Source organism: Bradyrhizobium sp. LeoA1Lang (assembly GCF_055413685.1).
In genome coordinates this window covers 13,794-26,547 of sequence record NZ_JBVAPG010000060.1, presented here as the reverse complement: position 1 = coordinate 26,547, position 12,754 = coordinate 13,794, and the positions used below count along the sequence as shown (strand labels likewise).

Sequence of the window (12,754 nt, the reverse complement as noted above, 5' to 3'; positions counted from 1 at the left end):
TGTTGCGATACGTTACCGGGGGACTGGCTAGTGGAAGGTCTCGCCGACGGATTGTTTCAACCGTTCGATCTCGTCCTTGACCATCAATTTGCGGCGCTTGAGTTCGGTGATTTGCAGATCGTCTGTAGATAGGTGCAGGAGCGCTTCGTGTAGTTCGCTTTCGAGAATTTTGTGCTTGCGTTCCAGTTCGACCAGATGCGCCTGTATCGCCATTACGAAACCTCCTCGGCAGGTTAACCTCAATTTCGATCAGGACAACAAAGTGTACACCAGCCAGACTATCTGTCGACGGGGATTGCGAATCAGCGCTGCGACATTTTCGAATTTATCTGTAACAGAACGTGCGTATGGAACCGTCTTAACTTGCGCGGCGAGCGTGGAGGGAGGATATTTCGGCGCGCGGATACCGAGCGATCCGTCCACAACCTCACCGTGCTTATTTTTTAGTGCACAGCCATGACCGACGAAGATGAGCGCGAACTCCACGCAGAGCTTGCACGGCTGCAGCAGGAGCACCGCGATCTCGACGCAGCCATCGACGCGCTGCATCAGTCGCCGGCGCCGGATCTGCTGATGGTGCAGCGGCTCAAGAAGCGCAAGCTGCACTTGCGCGATCGCATCGCCTTCATCGAGGATCAGATCACGCCCGACATCATCGCGTGACGTGTTGGTTTTCTCCACTTCGTCATTCCTGGGCGCCCGAAGGACGAGCTCTGATGTGCAATTGCACATCAGAGAACCCATCGGGCCGCGCGTGCAAGTGGTGAAATGGATTCCGGGCTCGCGCTTTGCGCGCCCCGGGTTGACGAGACGAGAGAATTTGCGCCTGGCTTTGCTGACAGCGCATGTTGACTAGCTGTCCCCGACATCCACAGGCAGACATCCACAGGCGCTTGGCGCGATCGGTCACAAGCCGCCCGCGAGGCGCTTCCGCCCTCTTGACTTCACTAGAACAAAATAAGAACATTGCCGCTGCCGCCAGCCAGAACCGGAAGGATCATCGCCATGCCCATGCCGTCAGTGTTCTCCGACAACAACCGCTACGAGGTGGCCTGCGACCAGGCGATCGCAATGTGCGACGGCAATCTGCGCAGCACCATCAAGGCGCTGATCATGGCCAACGAATTCCTTGAGACCGAGGTCGCGGAATTACAGGACGCGCTCGCGACCTGTTTCGCGCAGGCAAAGAACGACGCCGCGTAGGTAAGGAGCACGCCGATGGCCGATATCACCTATTACGTTGCGCTGCCTTTCGTGCGGGACGACAGCGGTGAATTGGTCGCGGGCAATGCCGAGGAGTGCCAGAGCGCCGCGACCGCGTTGCGGCGCGCCGAGATGATGTCGCGGATGCCGGGCAGCATCGGCGCGGTCGCTTTCAGCCGCACCGGCGATCCCATGATCGGCGAATTCGGCGATGCGCACCTGCTGCGGAAATTCGGCAACGTGCCGGACGATCTTGGCCTGTGAAGGCGATCGCTATTAGCCCACTACTTCATGCCGCCGCTGCGCCTTGCGCACATACATCGCGCTGTCCGCCTCTTCCAGCGCGCGGCTCGCCACGGAGTGCGGACCGAGGATCGCAACGCCGGCCGAGGCGCCCGCGCTGACGCTGCGGCCACCGAAATCGAAGGTGAGGCGATCGATCGATTGCTCCAGCGCCGCGGCCTTGGCCTTGGCGTCGGTCTCGGTCAGGTTCCACAGCAGTACCGCGAACTCGTCGCCGCCGAGCCGTCCGACCACGTCCGAGGCACGCACCTGGCTCGTTACTGTCTTCACGACCGCCTTCAGCACCGCATCGCCGGCGGCATGGCCATAGGTGTCGTTGATCGGTTTCAGGCGATCGACGTCGAGCATGACCAGCGCGCCGCTGGCATGATAGCGCTTGATGTAGGCGATCGAGCGGTTGAGCTCGCGCTCGAAGCCGCGCCGGTTGAGGATGTCCAGCAGGAAATCGGTCTCCGCGGATGCCTGCAGTTCCGCGATCTGCGCCTCCGCCGCGGCCAGTTCCGCCTTGAGGCGGCGAATTGTCGCCTTCGCCTCGGTCAACGCAGCCGAGGACACCTGGGCAGGTCCGGTTTGGGCAGGTGCCGCTTGGGTAAGTGCGGCTTGGGCGCGGCGAGGCGCAACCTTGCGCGCAGCTGCGCTTTTCCTTTTCGCGGCCCCGGATGCAGCCGCCCTCTTCTTCTTTTTCATAAGCATCCTTGTTGAGGCCCGCTGATGAGGCTTGCCCGCATTCACCAAGACAGGATAGTCCATTCCGGATTCCTTGCCACGCCTTGGATCAGTGACGGGCCGCTCTTATAATCCGGCCCATGCTTCTGGATTCCCGAACAGAATTGACGACATGCCCGCCGCAATAGCCATCATCATGGGAAGCCAGTCGGACTGGGAGACCATGGGCCACGCCGCCGAAACGCTCACCGCCCTCGGGCTCGCGTTTGAGGCGCGGATCATTTCCGCCCATCGCACCCCGGACCGGCTGTACGCGTTCGCCAAGGGCGCCAAGGCGGCCGGTTTCCAGGTCATCATTGCCGGGGCCGGCGGCGCCGCGCATCTGCCCGGCATGACGGCTGCGCTGACGGAACTTCCGGTGTTCGGGGTTCCCGTCGAATCAAAGGCGCTGTCGGGCGTCGATTCGCTGTATTCGATCGTGCAGATGCCGGCCGGTATCCCGGTCGGCACGCTGGCGATCGGAAAATCGGGTGCCATCAACGCGGCGCTGTTGGCAGCGAGCGTGCTCGCGCTGAACGATCCGGCGCTGGCGGCGCGCCTTGCCGCCTGGCGCAAGGAACAGACCGACGCGGTCAAGGAGCATCCGGAGGCATCGGCGTGACGGCTTCGACAAGAGTGAAGCTGAAGCCGGGTGATACCATCGGAATTCTCGGCGGCGGACAATTGGGCCGGATGCTGGCGATGGCCGCGGCGCGGCTCGGCCTCAAATGCCAGGTGTTCTCGCCGGATCCGGATTCGCCCGCCTTCGACGTGGTGCAGCACGCGACCTGCGCGGAATTTGCCGACGTCGAGGCGCTCGAACTGTTCGCCAATGACGTCGACATCATCACCTATGAATTCGAGAACGTGCCGTCCGCGACCGCCCTGGTGCTGGCGGCGCGCCGCCCGGTGCTGCCGTCGCAGAAGATTCTCGAGACCACGCAGGACCGGCTGATCGAGAAGGACTCCATCACCAGGCTCGGCATCGGCACCGCCGATTATGCCGATGTGTCCTCGGTCGAAACGCTGCGCGCCGGCATCGCGCGCATCGGCCTTCCCGCCGTGATCAAGACGCGCCGCTTCGGCTATGATGGCAAGGGCCAGGCGATGATCCGCGAGGGCGACGACATCGACCAGCTCTGGGAAGACCTCGGCACCAAATCCGCCATTCTCGAAGCCTTCGTGCCGTTCGAGCGCGAAATCTCCGTGATCGCCGCGCGCTCCTCGGACGGCCACGTCGAATGTTTCGACGTCACCGAGAACGAGCACCGCGATCACATCCTGAAGATCTCGCGCGCGCCGGCGGCGATCCCGGCCGAGCTCGCCGTGCAGGCGCGATCGATTGCGGAGAAGATCGCGCACGCGCTGAACTATGTCGGCGTGCTCGCGGTCGAAATGTTCGTAGTGGCGGGCAAGGACGGACCGACCGTGCTGGTCAACGAGATCGCGCCGCGGGTCCACAATTCCGGACATTGGACGCTCGACGGCGCCTCGATTTCGCAATTCGAGCAGCACATCCGCGCCATCGCCGGCTGGCCGCTTGGCAAACCGATCCGCCATGGCGCGGTGACCATGACCAACCTGATCGGCGACGACATCCTGAGCTATGAGGAATGGCTGACAGTGCCCGGCGCAACCGTGCACCTCTACGGCAAGGGCCCGCCGCGGCCCGGCCGCAAGATGGGCCATGTCACTGAAGTAGCGCCACCGAAGTAGTGCCGGCGGACAACAAATAGCGGCCCGCCGGCAAAGTCTTAAATCAGAAATTGATCAAGCCTGTCGTACGCCTTCGACGACGCCGGTCGGCTCTTCGCTGAGCCAGCGATAGAGCACCCCGCCGAGCGCGCCGCCGATCAACGGCGCCACCCAGAACAGCCAGAGCTGCGCCAGCGCCCAGCCGCCGACGAACAATGCCGGCCCGGTGCTGCGCGCCGGATTCACCGAGGTGTTGGTGACGGGAATGCTCACGAGATGGATCAGCGTCAGTGCGAGCCCGATCGCGAGCGGCGCAAAGCCCGCAGGCGCCCTGCCATGGGTCGCACCCATGATGATGAACAGGAACATCATCGTCATCACCACCTCGGTGATGAAGCCGGACAACAGGCTGTACTGCCCGGGCGAATGCGCGTCATAGCCGTTGGAGGCAAAGCCCTTGGCGAGGTCGAAGCCGGGCGCACAGCTCGCGATCAGATAGAGCACTCCCGCGGCGACGATCGCACCGATCACCTGCGCGATCACATAGGGCAGGATCTGGCCAACGGGAAAACGTCCGCCGGCGGCAAGGCCGACGGTGACGGCCGGATTGAGATGGCAGCCGGACACATGGCCGATCGCATAGGCCATGGTGACGACGCTCAATCCGAACGCCAGTGACACACCGACCAGGCCAATTCCGACTTGCGGAAAGCCAGCGGCGATCACGGCGCTGCCGCATCCCGTAAATGTGAGCCAGAACGTCCCGATCGCCTCGGCGGCATATTTTTGTGTGTCCATACCAGTTCTCCTGTTATTTTGTTTCCCGGAGCGGGCAAAAGCTGCGGTAGCGGCCAAGCATTTGGCGTCGAATCACCCCAATCAGGGCCGCTAAGTGGCAATTCTGCCCTATTTCGTGGCTTTACTTGGCCCTTGCCGCTGCTTCACTGGTGGACATTTGCGATTTTGTCTGCTACATGCGCGCCCCTAGGCTGAAAGTCTGGCCTTTTTGCCGACCTTGGCTTTTCCAGATTTCCGAACCGACCAATCGAAAAGAGGATGCCGCGTGCAGGTTCTCGTCCGCGATAACAATGTCGATCAAGCCCTGAAGGCGCTCAAGAAGAAGATGCAGCGCGAGGGCATTTTCCGCGAGATGAAGCTCCGCGGCCACTATGAGAAGCCTTCCGAGAAGAAGGCCCGCGAGAAGGCCGAAGCCGTGCGCCGCGCCCGCAAGTTGGCGCGCAAGAAGCTGCAGCGCGAAGGCCTGTTGCCGATGAAGCCGAAGCCGGTGTTCGGCGCCGGCGCGGGTGGTGATCGCGGCGCTGGTGGACGTGGCGGCCCGGGCGCTGGACGCGGTCCGCGCTGATCGCACCTTTATACAAGGTTGGAAATGAGAACGCGGGCCTGAGGGGTCCGCGTTTTGCGTTTTGACCGGTGCATTTTGCACCGCGGCCGGCTACCAATACGGAATTGCAGACGCGAGCATTTCCATTACGCGAGCAGTTCCGTTGATGGTGTTTCCGGCATCCCGCCCCCGCTCTGGAGCTTTGACTGTCCCGCGCCTGATGGGGCGGCCGGCGATCCTGCTTGCCGTCTTACTTGGCGTCCCCCTTGGCGTTCTCTTGGGCGGCTGCTCGTTCGATCTGGGATCATGGGGGGCCGGCAACGACAAACCCAAGCAGGCCGCCACCGAAAAGCCAACCGGCAGCGTCAGTACCCAGAATGTCAGCGACTCCAAGGAGCACGCGACGCGGGGCCAGGACTTCGCGCGATCCTTCAAGACCGAACAGGCGCTCGCCGAATTCGAACAGGCGCTCGCGCTCGATCCCTACAATACGCAGGCGCTCTATGGCCGCGGCCTGATCTATCAGGGCCAGAACCAGCACCAGCAGGCGATCGAGGATTTCAGCGCGGCCAGCGGCCTGGCGCCGCAGCGCGTCGAGCCGTTGCTGGCGCGCGCCAACAGCTATCTCGCCCTCAACAAGGCCAAGGAAGCGACCGCCGATCTTGACGAAGCGGTGCAGGCCGATCCGAACAGCGCCCAGGCCTGGACGGTGCGCGGCGAGGCCTATGAGCGGCTCGGCGACAAGAGCAAGGCAGCAGCTTCATACAGCCGGGCGGTAGCATTGCGGCCCAGGGACGACGCCGCGCGCAGCGGCCTCGCGCGCACGGGCGGTTAGTTTCGAGTCGTAGCCCGGATGGAGCGCAGCGCAATCCGGGGCTCAACTGGCCACACGGCGTGATCCCGGATTGCGCTGCGCTCCATCCGGGCTACAGGCAAGCGATCAAATTCAGCTATTTCGGCAGGACCGCGTGGAATACCGACTTCGCAGCCGACAGCATATCGTCGCCGATCGTCGGGCGCTCCTTGGCCGGCTCCGCCGCTGCCGCGTCGGCGCGTAGATCCAGCGGCGGACGCGAGGTCGGAATGTCGGCCGGCGGCGTCGGACGGTTCGGATCGTCAGCCGCGCTTGCGGCATAAGGCGGACGCGGCTGGGAGGTCTGGCCGAAGGTCTCGCTCGGCGGCGTCGAGACCATGATCGGTGGCGGCAACGGCCGCACCACTGACGGTGCGGTCGCGACGCGAGGCGCTTCAGGTGCACGCGCCGTCTCCGGCGCACGAGAGCCGCCCTCGGCGGTGCCGCGCAACCGCTCGATCGCGGCGCGCGCGAGGTCGTTGGCGTCACGATGCTCGTCCGATACAGCCGCAGCTTCGGCTGGCGGCGAGGCGGGCGTAGCGGCGGGCACGGTAGCAGGCTGCTGCGCCGGCGCGGGCGTCACCTTGGCGACGGCCTTTTCGCGTTCGCGCGGTGCGGGCTGATGGCGACGGAGCTCGGCGGGCGGAATGCTTGCGGTCTCGGCGGGCGCTTCGGCGGGTTTGCTCTCGGTCGCCTTCTCGGCCGGCCTCTCGGTCACCGTAGCCTTCTCGGACGCCGTGCGCTCCATCAATGTGCGCTCCGACATGCCCTTGGCCTTCACGCCAGCTTCGGGGAGATTGGAGACCTCGGCGGCCTTTTCGACCGGCTTGCTCACAACAGCCGCCTTCGGCTGAGCGGTCGAAACAGCGGCGGCGGCCGGCGCATCCGGCTTGGCTACGATGTAGTGGTTAACGATGTAGGCCCCGATGACCGTCGCAGCCACCGAGGGTAAGATATCGACGACAAATTTCGTCAGGTATTTCAGCATTGCCAACCACTCCCCGCCGCGCCGTTAGATGCGGGAACTTTGAGGCACATTGAGGGATCAACTGCGACGGATCAATGGCAACCGGCCGGTTCCGGCGATCACGGATGCTTACGGCTTGAGTTCAATCTCGAGGAAGACGATCTCCGTAGAGGTCTCGTTAAGCACATCGTGCTCCACCCCCGCCTTTCGGAAATACGACTTGCCGGCGCCGAGCTGGGCCTTCGACCGCTCGCCACTGGGCGCCACGATGGTCATCTCGCCCGCGGTCACGGGCACGATCACATAGTCCATCTCATGGGTATGACGCCCGGTCGCACTGCCCGGCGCCAGCCGCCACTCCGTGACGCGGACCTCGGGGGTGTCGACCTGGACGTCGGATTTGGCGGCAAGCATCGTCATCGTCTCCTATGGCACGAATTCCAGGAACAAGAATACGGCAAATACCACCAGATGCACCAAGCCGAACAGGATGTTGGTGCGGCCGGTGCCGAAGGTCAGCATGCTCAAGAGGAAGGTCAGGAACAGCAGCACCGTGCTCTGGGCGCTGAGCCCGAGTACAAGTTCTTTGTCCAGCAGGTAGGTGGCAATGCCGACCGCCGGGATCGTCAACCCGATCGTGGCAAGCGATGAACCCAGCGCAAGATTGATGCTCTTCTGCAAATCATTATTGCGGGCGGCCGAAGCCGCGGCGACGGCCTCCGGCATGAGGATGAGAAGCGCGACCACCAGGCCCGCGAAGGCTGCCGGCGCACCGATCATCGCCGCGGTGGCATCGATGACGAGCGAGAATTTCTTTGACAGCAGCACGACGGCCAGAAGGGAAACCAGGAGCAACGGAACACTGAGCGCCAGCACTGCGCCCGATGACTTCTTCGGCGCCTCGGCATCATTTGCGGACTCGACGACGAAGTAATCGCGGTGCCGCATGGTCTGGATGTAGAGAAAGACGCCGTACAACGCGAGCGTGACCACGTCGACAAAGCCCAGTTGCGTGGCCGAATAGACCGGCCCGGGCGTCGCCAACGTATAATTCGGCATGACCAGCGTTATCGTCGCCAACACGAACAACACGCTGAGATAAAGGTTGGCACCGGAAACCTGGAAATCCTGCTCTCGATAATGCAACCCGCCGATGAAGATGCAAAGCCCGACCAGGCCGTTGCAGACGATCATCACGACTGCAAACACGGTGTCACGGGCCAGGGCCGGCTGCGGCTTGTCGCCCAGCATGATCGTGGTGATCAGCGCCACTTCAATGATCGTCACCGCTAGCGTCAGCACCAAGGTGCCGAAAGGCTCGCCGACCTCTTCGGCGATCACCTCGGCATGATGGACTGCCGCGAACACCGTGCCGAACAGGATGGCCAGCAGGATCGCGGCGAGGAGCCATCCGCTAGGAGATGGGCTGAACACCCATCCGACGGCTGTCGCCGCAGCGAACAGTGCCATCGCCAGCGCCGGGAAAATCCATGCCGTATGCGGCATCGGACCGTGTGCGCTCATGAACTCCCCCTCCACTGCTCGAGGAGCTCCAACATACGGCACTCAGTGAACGCTGAGAACAGGGGCGATCGGCAGAAGGGTGAGAAGCAGGAACAGTGGTATCAACACTCCGCCCGCAAACAAAAGATAGCCAAAGAAGCTCGGCATTTTGACGCCGCGCTCGTTCGCGATCGCCGCCACCATGAAGTTCGGTGCGTTTCCGATATAGGTGAGCGCCCCCATGTAGACGGCGCCCATGGAGATCGCAGCCAGCGTCCCCGACAATTCCCCCATTAACCGCTGCGGATCACCGCCGGCGAGTTCGAAGAACAGGAGGTAGGTCGGAGCATTGTCGAGGAACGCCGACATCAGCCCGGTGAACCAGAAATAGGGAACCTCCCGCGGAGCACCGTTGGGCTCGGTGACGGCGGACAATAGCCAGGCAAAGGACCCGTCGTGCCCTGCATGCAGCATCGCCAGCACCGGGATGATCGCGGCGAAGATACCGGCAAACAGCTTGGCGACCTCCCGGATCGGCTCCCAGTTGAAGCCGTTCGCCTCGCGATGTTCGTCCGGGGTGAGCCACAGTGAAAGCAGCGCGATCACGACCAGAAGGCCGTCGCGCACCAGGTTCTGCAGCTCCAGCCTTGTGCCGAGAACGTCGAAGGCAATTCCCGGCCGCCAGGTCGCCGACATCAGGATGCTGGCAATGATTGCGGCGATCAGTGGCAGATTCATCAGGCCGTGAACCCGGATCGGCGCCGCTCCGCCTGGCGGCGCAGCCGGTTCTTTGCGGAAAAGCCAGAGATCGAGCACGACAAAGATCAGCAGCAAGATGCCGGCCACGACCGCGGTCTGCGGCCAGATGTTCCTCGTGGTCCAGAAGAACTCGACGCCGTGCAGGAATCCGACGAACAGCGGCGGGTCCCCGAGCGGACTGAGCGCGCCGCCGACATTGGCAACGAGAATGATGAAGAACACGATGACATGCGCGTTATGGGGCCGCGGCAGGTTGGCGCGGATCAGCGGGCGGATCAGGATCATGGCGGCACCGGTGGTGCCGACGACGCTCGCCATCATCGTACCCAATGCAAGAACCGACGTATTGGTCCAAGGCGTGCCCCTCATGTCGCCGGTCACCAGGATCCCGCCGGCAACGGTATAGAGCGCGAACAGCAGCACGATGAAGCTCAGATATTCGCCGAGCATCGCATGCACGAAGCTCTCTAGCATGGCTGCGCCTCCGGCGACCCAGGCGAGCGAAGCGAGCGTCAGCGCCGACCAGGCGGCGGCGATCTTGCCGTAATGGTGATGCCAGAATTTCGGGAACAGCAGCGGCCCAAGCGCGATCGACAGCAGCAGGCCGGCGAACGGAAGGGCAAATGGCCAGGTCATCGCCGCGCCGTCGAGCGCCGCCGCGGCGCGCGCCTGCCCCGGCAGCAGCACCAACGCCGATAGGACGAGCACACCATGCCATTTCTTAATTCCACACCTACAAACCGCCAATGAACTGCCGCGCCGTTTCGATTGCGCCATAGTAGTCGAGATTGTCGTGGCCGCCGCCAGCCAATCGAACGAACCGCTTTGGCTCATGCGCCAGCGTGAACAGACGCTCTCCGAACATGATCGGTATCACGGCATCGTCGGTGCCGTGCATGACAAGCAGCGGCGCATTGACGCGCGCAATGCGCTCGTCGGAGCGGAACTGATCGCGCATCAACCAGCGCACCGGCACGAGCGGGAATGCCGCACCGGCAATGTCGACCGTCGAGGTATAGGGCGCCTCCAGGATCAACTTGCCGATCGGCTGTTCCGCAGCCAGTGCGACCGCAACGCCGGTACCGAGCGAAAATCCCCAGACCACGATTCGGTCCGCGGCGTAGCGCGCCGTGGTGAAGGCGTAAGCAGCAGCAGCATCCAGCAGAATGCCGCGCTCGCTCGGATATCCGCTCGAGCCGGCATAGCCGCGGTAGGAGAGCGCGACCAGGCCGGTACCGTCAGACGTCATGGCGCGGAAATGGCTGACTCGCCCTGCGAGAAAATCGCCATTGCCGGGAAAGTACAGGATCACGGGCTGGCCGGGCTTTGCCGGCACGTGCCAGACGATGACCCTTTCGCCATCGCCGGTGGTGAGCACATGTTCCTCGGCTTCAGGAAAGCCGGCTGCTTCCGGTGAGGTTCGCTCCCGCGTCGGAATCGGAAACAGCATCGCGCGCTGCTTGACGAACAGCAGCGCGAGCGCGCCGAGATAACCGACTGCAGCGACGATCAGGAGCCATTTCAGGACGAGCATCGCTGCCCGCAAGCGGCCTCACATCGCCTTGACGATGCTCTCGGTCACCTTCTTGGCATCGCCGAGCAGCATCATGGTGTTGTCGCGATAGAACAGCGGATTGTCGATGCCGGCATAGCCCGAGGCCAGCGAGCGCTTGATGAACATCACCGTCCCGGCCTTCCAGACTTGCAGCACCGGCATGCCGTAGATCGGTGAGGTCTTGTCCTCTTCCGCCGCCGGGTTGGTGACGTCGTTGGCGCCGATCACGAAGGCGACGTCAGCCTGGGCGAATTCGGAGTTGATGTCCTCCAGTTCGAACACCTCGTCATAGGGCACGTTGGCTTCCGCCAGCAGCACGTTCATGTGGCCGGGCATGCGGCCCGCGACCGGGTGGATCGCATACTTCACCTCGACGCCTTCTTTCTTCAGGATGTCGGCCATCTCGCGCAAAGCGTGCTGGGCCTGCGCCACCGCCATGCCATAGCCGGGCACGATGATGACCTTCGAGGCATTCTTCATGATGAAGGCGGCATCATCAGCCGAGCCGAGCTTGGCCGGCTTCTGCTCGCCGGTCGCGCCGGCCGCCGCCGCGGTCTCACCGCCGAAGCCGCCGAGGATGACCGAGATGAAGGACCGGTTCATCGCGTGGCACATGATGTAGGACAGGATCGCGCCGGAGGAGCCGACCAGCGCGCCGGTGATGATCAGCGCCGAATTGCCGAGCGTGAAACCAATGCCGGCCGCGGCCCAGCCGGAATAGGAGTTCAGCATCGAGATCACGACTGGCATGTCGGCGCCGCCGATCGGGATGATCATGAGCACGCCGAGCGCCAGCGCAATGATGGTGATCAGCCAGAAGTCGAGCGCGCTGCCCGACAGCACGAGGCCGACGATGAAGAACACCAGCGCCAGGGCGAGCGCGACGTTGATGAGGTGACGGAACGGCAGGATGATCGGCGCGCCGCTCATCCGCGCCGACAGTTTCAGGAATGCGATCACCGAGCCGGTGAAGGTCAGCGCGCCGATGGCGACGCCGAGCGACATCTCGATCAGGCTCTGGGTGTGGATATTGCCGGGCGTGCCGATGTCAAAGGCCTCGGGCGCATAGAACGCGCCGGCGGCGACCAGCACCGCGGCCATGCCGACCAGCGAGTGGAACGCGGCGACCAGTTCGGGCATCGAGGTCATCGGCACCCGCCGCGCGATCACGGCGCCGATCGTGGCGCCAATGGCGACACCAAGCACGACCAGCAGCCAGGCGACGCCGTCGGCCGGCGGATGGCTCGCGAGCGTGGTCAGAATCGCGATCGCCATGCCGATCATGCCGAACAGGTTGCCCTGCCGCGAGGTGGCGGGGCTCGACAGCCCCCTCAGCGACAGGATGAACAGCACACCCGCCACGAGATACAATAATGCAGAGAGATTGGCGTTCATCTCAGGTCCCCCGTCCTGTCATCATCCGCGAAGGCGGATGATCCAGTAATCCGAAATCGTCGTGTTCCGACGAAACGTCACGGCGTACTGGATGCCCCGCCTGCGCGGGGCATGACGATATCTGTTGGAAATGTCCCATGGCCGCTTACTTGGACTTCTTCTTGTACATCGCCAGCATGCGCTGGGTGACAAGGAAGCCGCCGAAGATGTTCACGCAGGCGAAGATCAGCGCCACGAAGCCGAAGCCACGCGCCCAGCCCGAGCCGCTCGAGATCATGCCGACGCCGACCGCGAGCAGCGCGCCGACCACGATCACCGAGGAGATCGCGTTGGTGACGCTCATCAGCGGCGTATGCAGCGCCGGGGTCACCGACCACACCACGAAATAGCCGACGAACACGGCCAGCACGAAAATGGAAAGCCGGAATACGAAGGGATCGACGGCCTGCGCGATATGCTCCATGGCTTCTCTCC

General features: G+C 63.5%; 17 protein-coding genes. 7 read left to right on the top strand and 10 right to left on the bottom strand.

Annotated features, from left to right (window positions below):
• Positions 1-27 precede the first annotated feature (27 nt).
• Positions 28-213, bottom strand: coding sequence for a YdcH family protein (locus ACZYOF_RS20905; RefSeq protein ID WP_130582239.1), 186 nt, complete (start codon positions 211-213; stop codon positions 28-30).
• A 243-nt stretch (positions 214-456) separates the two neighbouring features.
• On the opposite strand from ACZYOF_RS20905, the gene ACZYOF_RS20900 reads away from it, so the two are divergent.
• The 3 genes from ACZYOF_RS20900 to ACZYOF_RS20890 all read left to right on the top strand — a co-directional run bounded on the left by ACZYOF_RS20900 (position 457) and on the right by ACZYOF_RS20890 (position 1,467).
• Complete coding sequence (locus tag ACZYOF_RS20900) at positions 457-663, top strand: YdcH family protein (RefSeq protein ID WP_028167008.1); 207 nt, start codon at positions 457-459, stop codon at positions 661-663.
• Between the two features lie 348 nt (positions 664-1,011).
• Positions 1,012-1,203, top strand: a complete 192-nt coding sequence (locus ACZYOF_RS20895; protein WP_028167007.1) for a hypothetical protein — start codon at positions 1,012-1,014, stop codon at positions 1,201-1,203.
• Positions 1,204-1,218: 15 nt separating this feature from the next.
• On the top strand, positions 1,219-1,467 hold the full coding sequence (locus ACZYOF_RS20890; protein ID WP_130582240.1) for a hypothetical protein: 249 nt from the start codon (positions 1,219-1,221) through the stop codon (positions 1,465-1,467).
• Between the two features lie 12 nt (positions 1,468-1,479).
• Here the strand turns inward: ACZYOF_RS20890 and ACZYOF_RS20885 are convergent, their stop codons facing one another.
• Positions 1,480-2,193 (bottom strand): GGDEF domain-containing protein, encoded by a 714-nt coding sequence (locus tag ACZYOF_RS20885; RefSeq protein WP_463716962.1) that lies wholly within the window; start codon positions 2,191-2,193, stop codon positions 1,480-1,482.
• A 151-nt stretch (positions 2,194-2,344) separates the two neighbouring features.
• On the opposite strand from ACZYOF_RS20885, the gene purE reads away from it, so the two are divergent.
• Both purE and ACZYOF_RS20875 read left to right on the top strand, forming a co-directional pair.
• A complete protein-coding gene (gene purE / locus ACZYOF_RS20880; protein ID WP_130582243.1) occupies positions 2,345-2,833 on the top strand; it encodes a 5-(carboxyamino)imidazole ribonucleotide mutase in 489 nt (162 codons plus the stop codon).
• On the top strand, positions 2,830-3,927 hold the full coding sequence (locus ACZYOF_RS20875; protein WP_463716961.1) for a 5-(carboxyamino)imidazole ribonucleotide synthase: 1,098 nt from the start codon (positions 2,830-2,832) through the stop codon (positions 3,925-3,927). Before purE ends, ACZYOF_RS20875 begins: the two co-directional genes overlap by 4 nt.
• Positions 3,928-3,981: 54 nt before the next feature.
• Here the strand turns inward: ACZYOF_RS20875 and aqpZ are convergent, their stop codons facing one another.
• The gene (gene aqpZ, locus ACZYOF_RS20870; RefSeq protein ID WP_463716960.1) at positions 3,982-4,704 is read right to left on the bottom strand and encodes an aquaporin Z; all 723 of its coding nucleotides are present in this window, start codon (positions 4,702-4,704) and stop codon (positions 3,982-3,984) included.
• Positions 4,705-4,969: 265 nt separating this feature from the next.
• On the opposite strand from aqpZ, the gene rpsU reads away from it, so the two are divergent.
• Together rpsU and ACZYOF_RS20860 are read left to right on the top strand one after the other, a co-directional pair.
• Complete coding sequence (gene rpsU / locus ACZYOF_RS20865; protein WP_027579707.1) at positions 4,970-5,269, top strand: 30S ribosomal protein S21; 300 nt, start codon at positions 4,970-4,972, stop codon at positions 5,267-5,269.
• A 199-nt stretch (positions 5,270-5,468) separates the two neighbouring features.
• A complete protein-coding gene (locus ACZYOF_RS20860) occupies positions 5,469-6,083 on the top strand; it encodes a tetratricopeptide repeat protein (RefSeq protein WP_463716971.1) in 615 nt (204 codons plus the stop codon).
• Positions 6,084-6,198: 115 nt separating this feature from the next.
• Here ACZYOF_RS20860 and ACZYOF_RS20855 read toward each other — a convergent pair whose 3' ends face one another.
• The 7 genes from ACZYOF_RS20855 to ACZYOF_RS20825 all read right to left on the bottom strand — a co-directional run bounded on the left by ACZYOF_RS20855 (position 6,199) and on the right by ACZYOF_RS20825 (position 12,743).
• Positions 6,199-7,089 (bottom strand): hypothetical protein, encoded by an 891-nt coding sequence (locus ACZYOF_RS20855; protein WP_282531129.1) that lies wholly within the window; start codon positions 7,087-7,089, stop codon positions 6,199-6,201.
• Between the two features lie 108 nt (positions 7,090-7,197).
• On the bottom strand, positions 7,198-7,482 hold the full coding sequence (locus tag ACZYOF_RS20850) for a cupin domain-containing protein (protein ID WP_282531128.1): 285 nt from the start codon (positions 7,480-7,482) through the stop codon (positions 7,198-7,200).
• A gap of 12 nt (positions 7,483-7,494) precedes the next feature.
• Positions 7,495-8,592 (bottom strand): calcium:cation antiporter, encoded by a 1,098-nt coding sequence (locus ACZYOF_RS20845; protein ID WP_130584103.1) that lies wholly within the window; start codon positions 8,590-8,592, stop codon positions 7,495-7,497.
• Between the two features lie 42 nt (positions 8,593-8,634).
• A complete protein-coding gene (locus ACZYOF_RS20840) occupies positions 8,635-9,966 on the bottom strand; it encodes a sodium:proton antiporter (protein ID WP_130584102.1) in 1,332 nt (443 codons plus the stop codon).
• Positions 9,967-10,063: 97 nt separating this feature from the next.
• On the bottom strand, positions 10,064-10,864 hold the full coding sequence (locus tag ACZYOF_RS20835; RefSeq protein ID WP_463716959.1) for an alpha/beta hydrolase: 801 nt from the start codon (positions 10,862-10,864) through the stop codon (positions 10,064-10,066).
• Positions 10,865-10,882: 18 nt separating this feature from the next.
• On the bottom strand, positions 10,883-12,280 hold the full coding sequence (locus ACZYOF_RS20830) for an NAD(P)(+) transhydrogenase (Re/Si-specific) subunit beta (RefSeq protein WP_463716958.1): 1,398 nt from the start codon (positions 12,278-12,280) through the stop codon (positions 10,883-10,885).
• 145 nt (positions 12,281-12,425) lie between these two features.
• Complete coding sequence (locus ACZYOF_RS20825; RefSeq protein WP_028166994.1) at positions 12,426-12,743, bottom strand: proton-translocating transhydrogenase family protein; 318 nt, start codon at positions 12,741-12,743, stop codon at positions 12,426-12,428.
• Between the last annotated feature and the right edge of the window lie 11 nt (positions 12,744-12,754).

What these genes read in the sequence shown, in the direction of transcription:
- ACZYOF_RS20905 (WP_130582239.1), bottom strand. Translation starts at nt 213, where the DNA reads ATGGCGATACAGGCGCATCTGGTCGAACTGGAACGCAAGCACAAAATT.
- ACZYOF_RS20900 (WP_028167008.1), top strand. Translation starts at nt 457, where the DNA reads ATGACCGACGAAGATGAGCGCGAACTCCACGCAGAGCTTGCACGGCTG.
- ACZYOF_RS20895 (WP_028167007.1), top strand. Translation starts at nt 1,012, where the DNA reads ATGCCGTCAGTGTTCTCCGACAACAACCGCTACGAGGTGGCCTGCGAC.
- ACZYOF_RS20890 (WP_130582240.1), top strand. Translation starts at nt 1,219, where the DNA reads ATGGCCGATATCACCTATTACGTTGCGCTGCCTTTCGTGCGGGACGAC.
- ACZYOF_RS20885 (WP_463716962.1), bottom strand. Translation starts at nt 2,193, where the DNA reads ATGAAAAAGAAGAAGAGGGCGGCTGCATCCGGGGCCGCGAAAAGGAAA.
- purE (WP_130582243.1), top strand. Translation starts at nt 2,345, where the DNA reads ATGCCCGCCGCAATAGCCATCATCATGGGAAGCCAGTCGGACTGGGAG.
- aqpZ (WP_463716960.1), bottom strand. Translation starts at nt 4,704, where the DNA reads ATGGACACACAAAAATATGCCGCCGAGGCGATCGGGACGTTCTGGCTC.
- ACZYOF_RS20860 (WP_463716971.1), top strand. Translation starts at nt 5,469, where the DNA reads ATGGGGCGGCCGGCGATCCTGCTTGCCGTCTTACTTGGCGTCCCCCTT.
- ACZYOF_RS20855 (WP_282531129.1), bottom strand. Translation starts at nt 7,089, where the DNA reads ATGCTGAAATACCTGACGAAATTTGTCGTCGATATCTTACCCTCGGTG.
- ACZYOF_RS20850 (WP_282531128.1), bottom strand. Translation starts at nt 7,482, where the DNA reads ATGCTTGCCGCCAAATCCGACGTCCAGGTCGACACCCCCGAGGTCCGC.
- ACZYOF_RS20845 (WP_130584103.1), bottom strand. Translation starts at nt 8,592, where the DNA reads ATGAGCGCACACGGTCCGATGCCGCATACGGCATGGATTTTCCCGGCG.
- ACZYOF_RS20840 (WP_130584102.1), bottom strand. Translation starts at nt 9,966, where the DNA reads ATGACCTGGCCATTTGCCCTTCCGTTCGCCGGCCTGCTGCTGTCGATC.
- ACZYOF_RS20835 (WP_463716959.1), bottom strand. Translation starts at nt 10,864, where the DNA reads ATGCTCGTCCTGAAATGGCTCCTGATCGTCGCTGCAGTCGGTTATCTC.
- ACZYOF_RS20830 (WP_463716958.1), bottom strand. Translation starts at nt 12,280, where the DNA reads ATGAACGCCAATCTCTCTGCATTATTGTATCTCGTGGCGGGTGTGCTG.
- ACZYOF_RS20825 (WP_028166994.1), bottom strand. Translation starts at nt 12,743, where the DNA reads ATGGAGCATATCGCGCAGGCCGTCGATCCCTTCGTATTCCGGCTTTCC.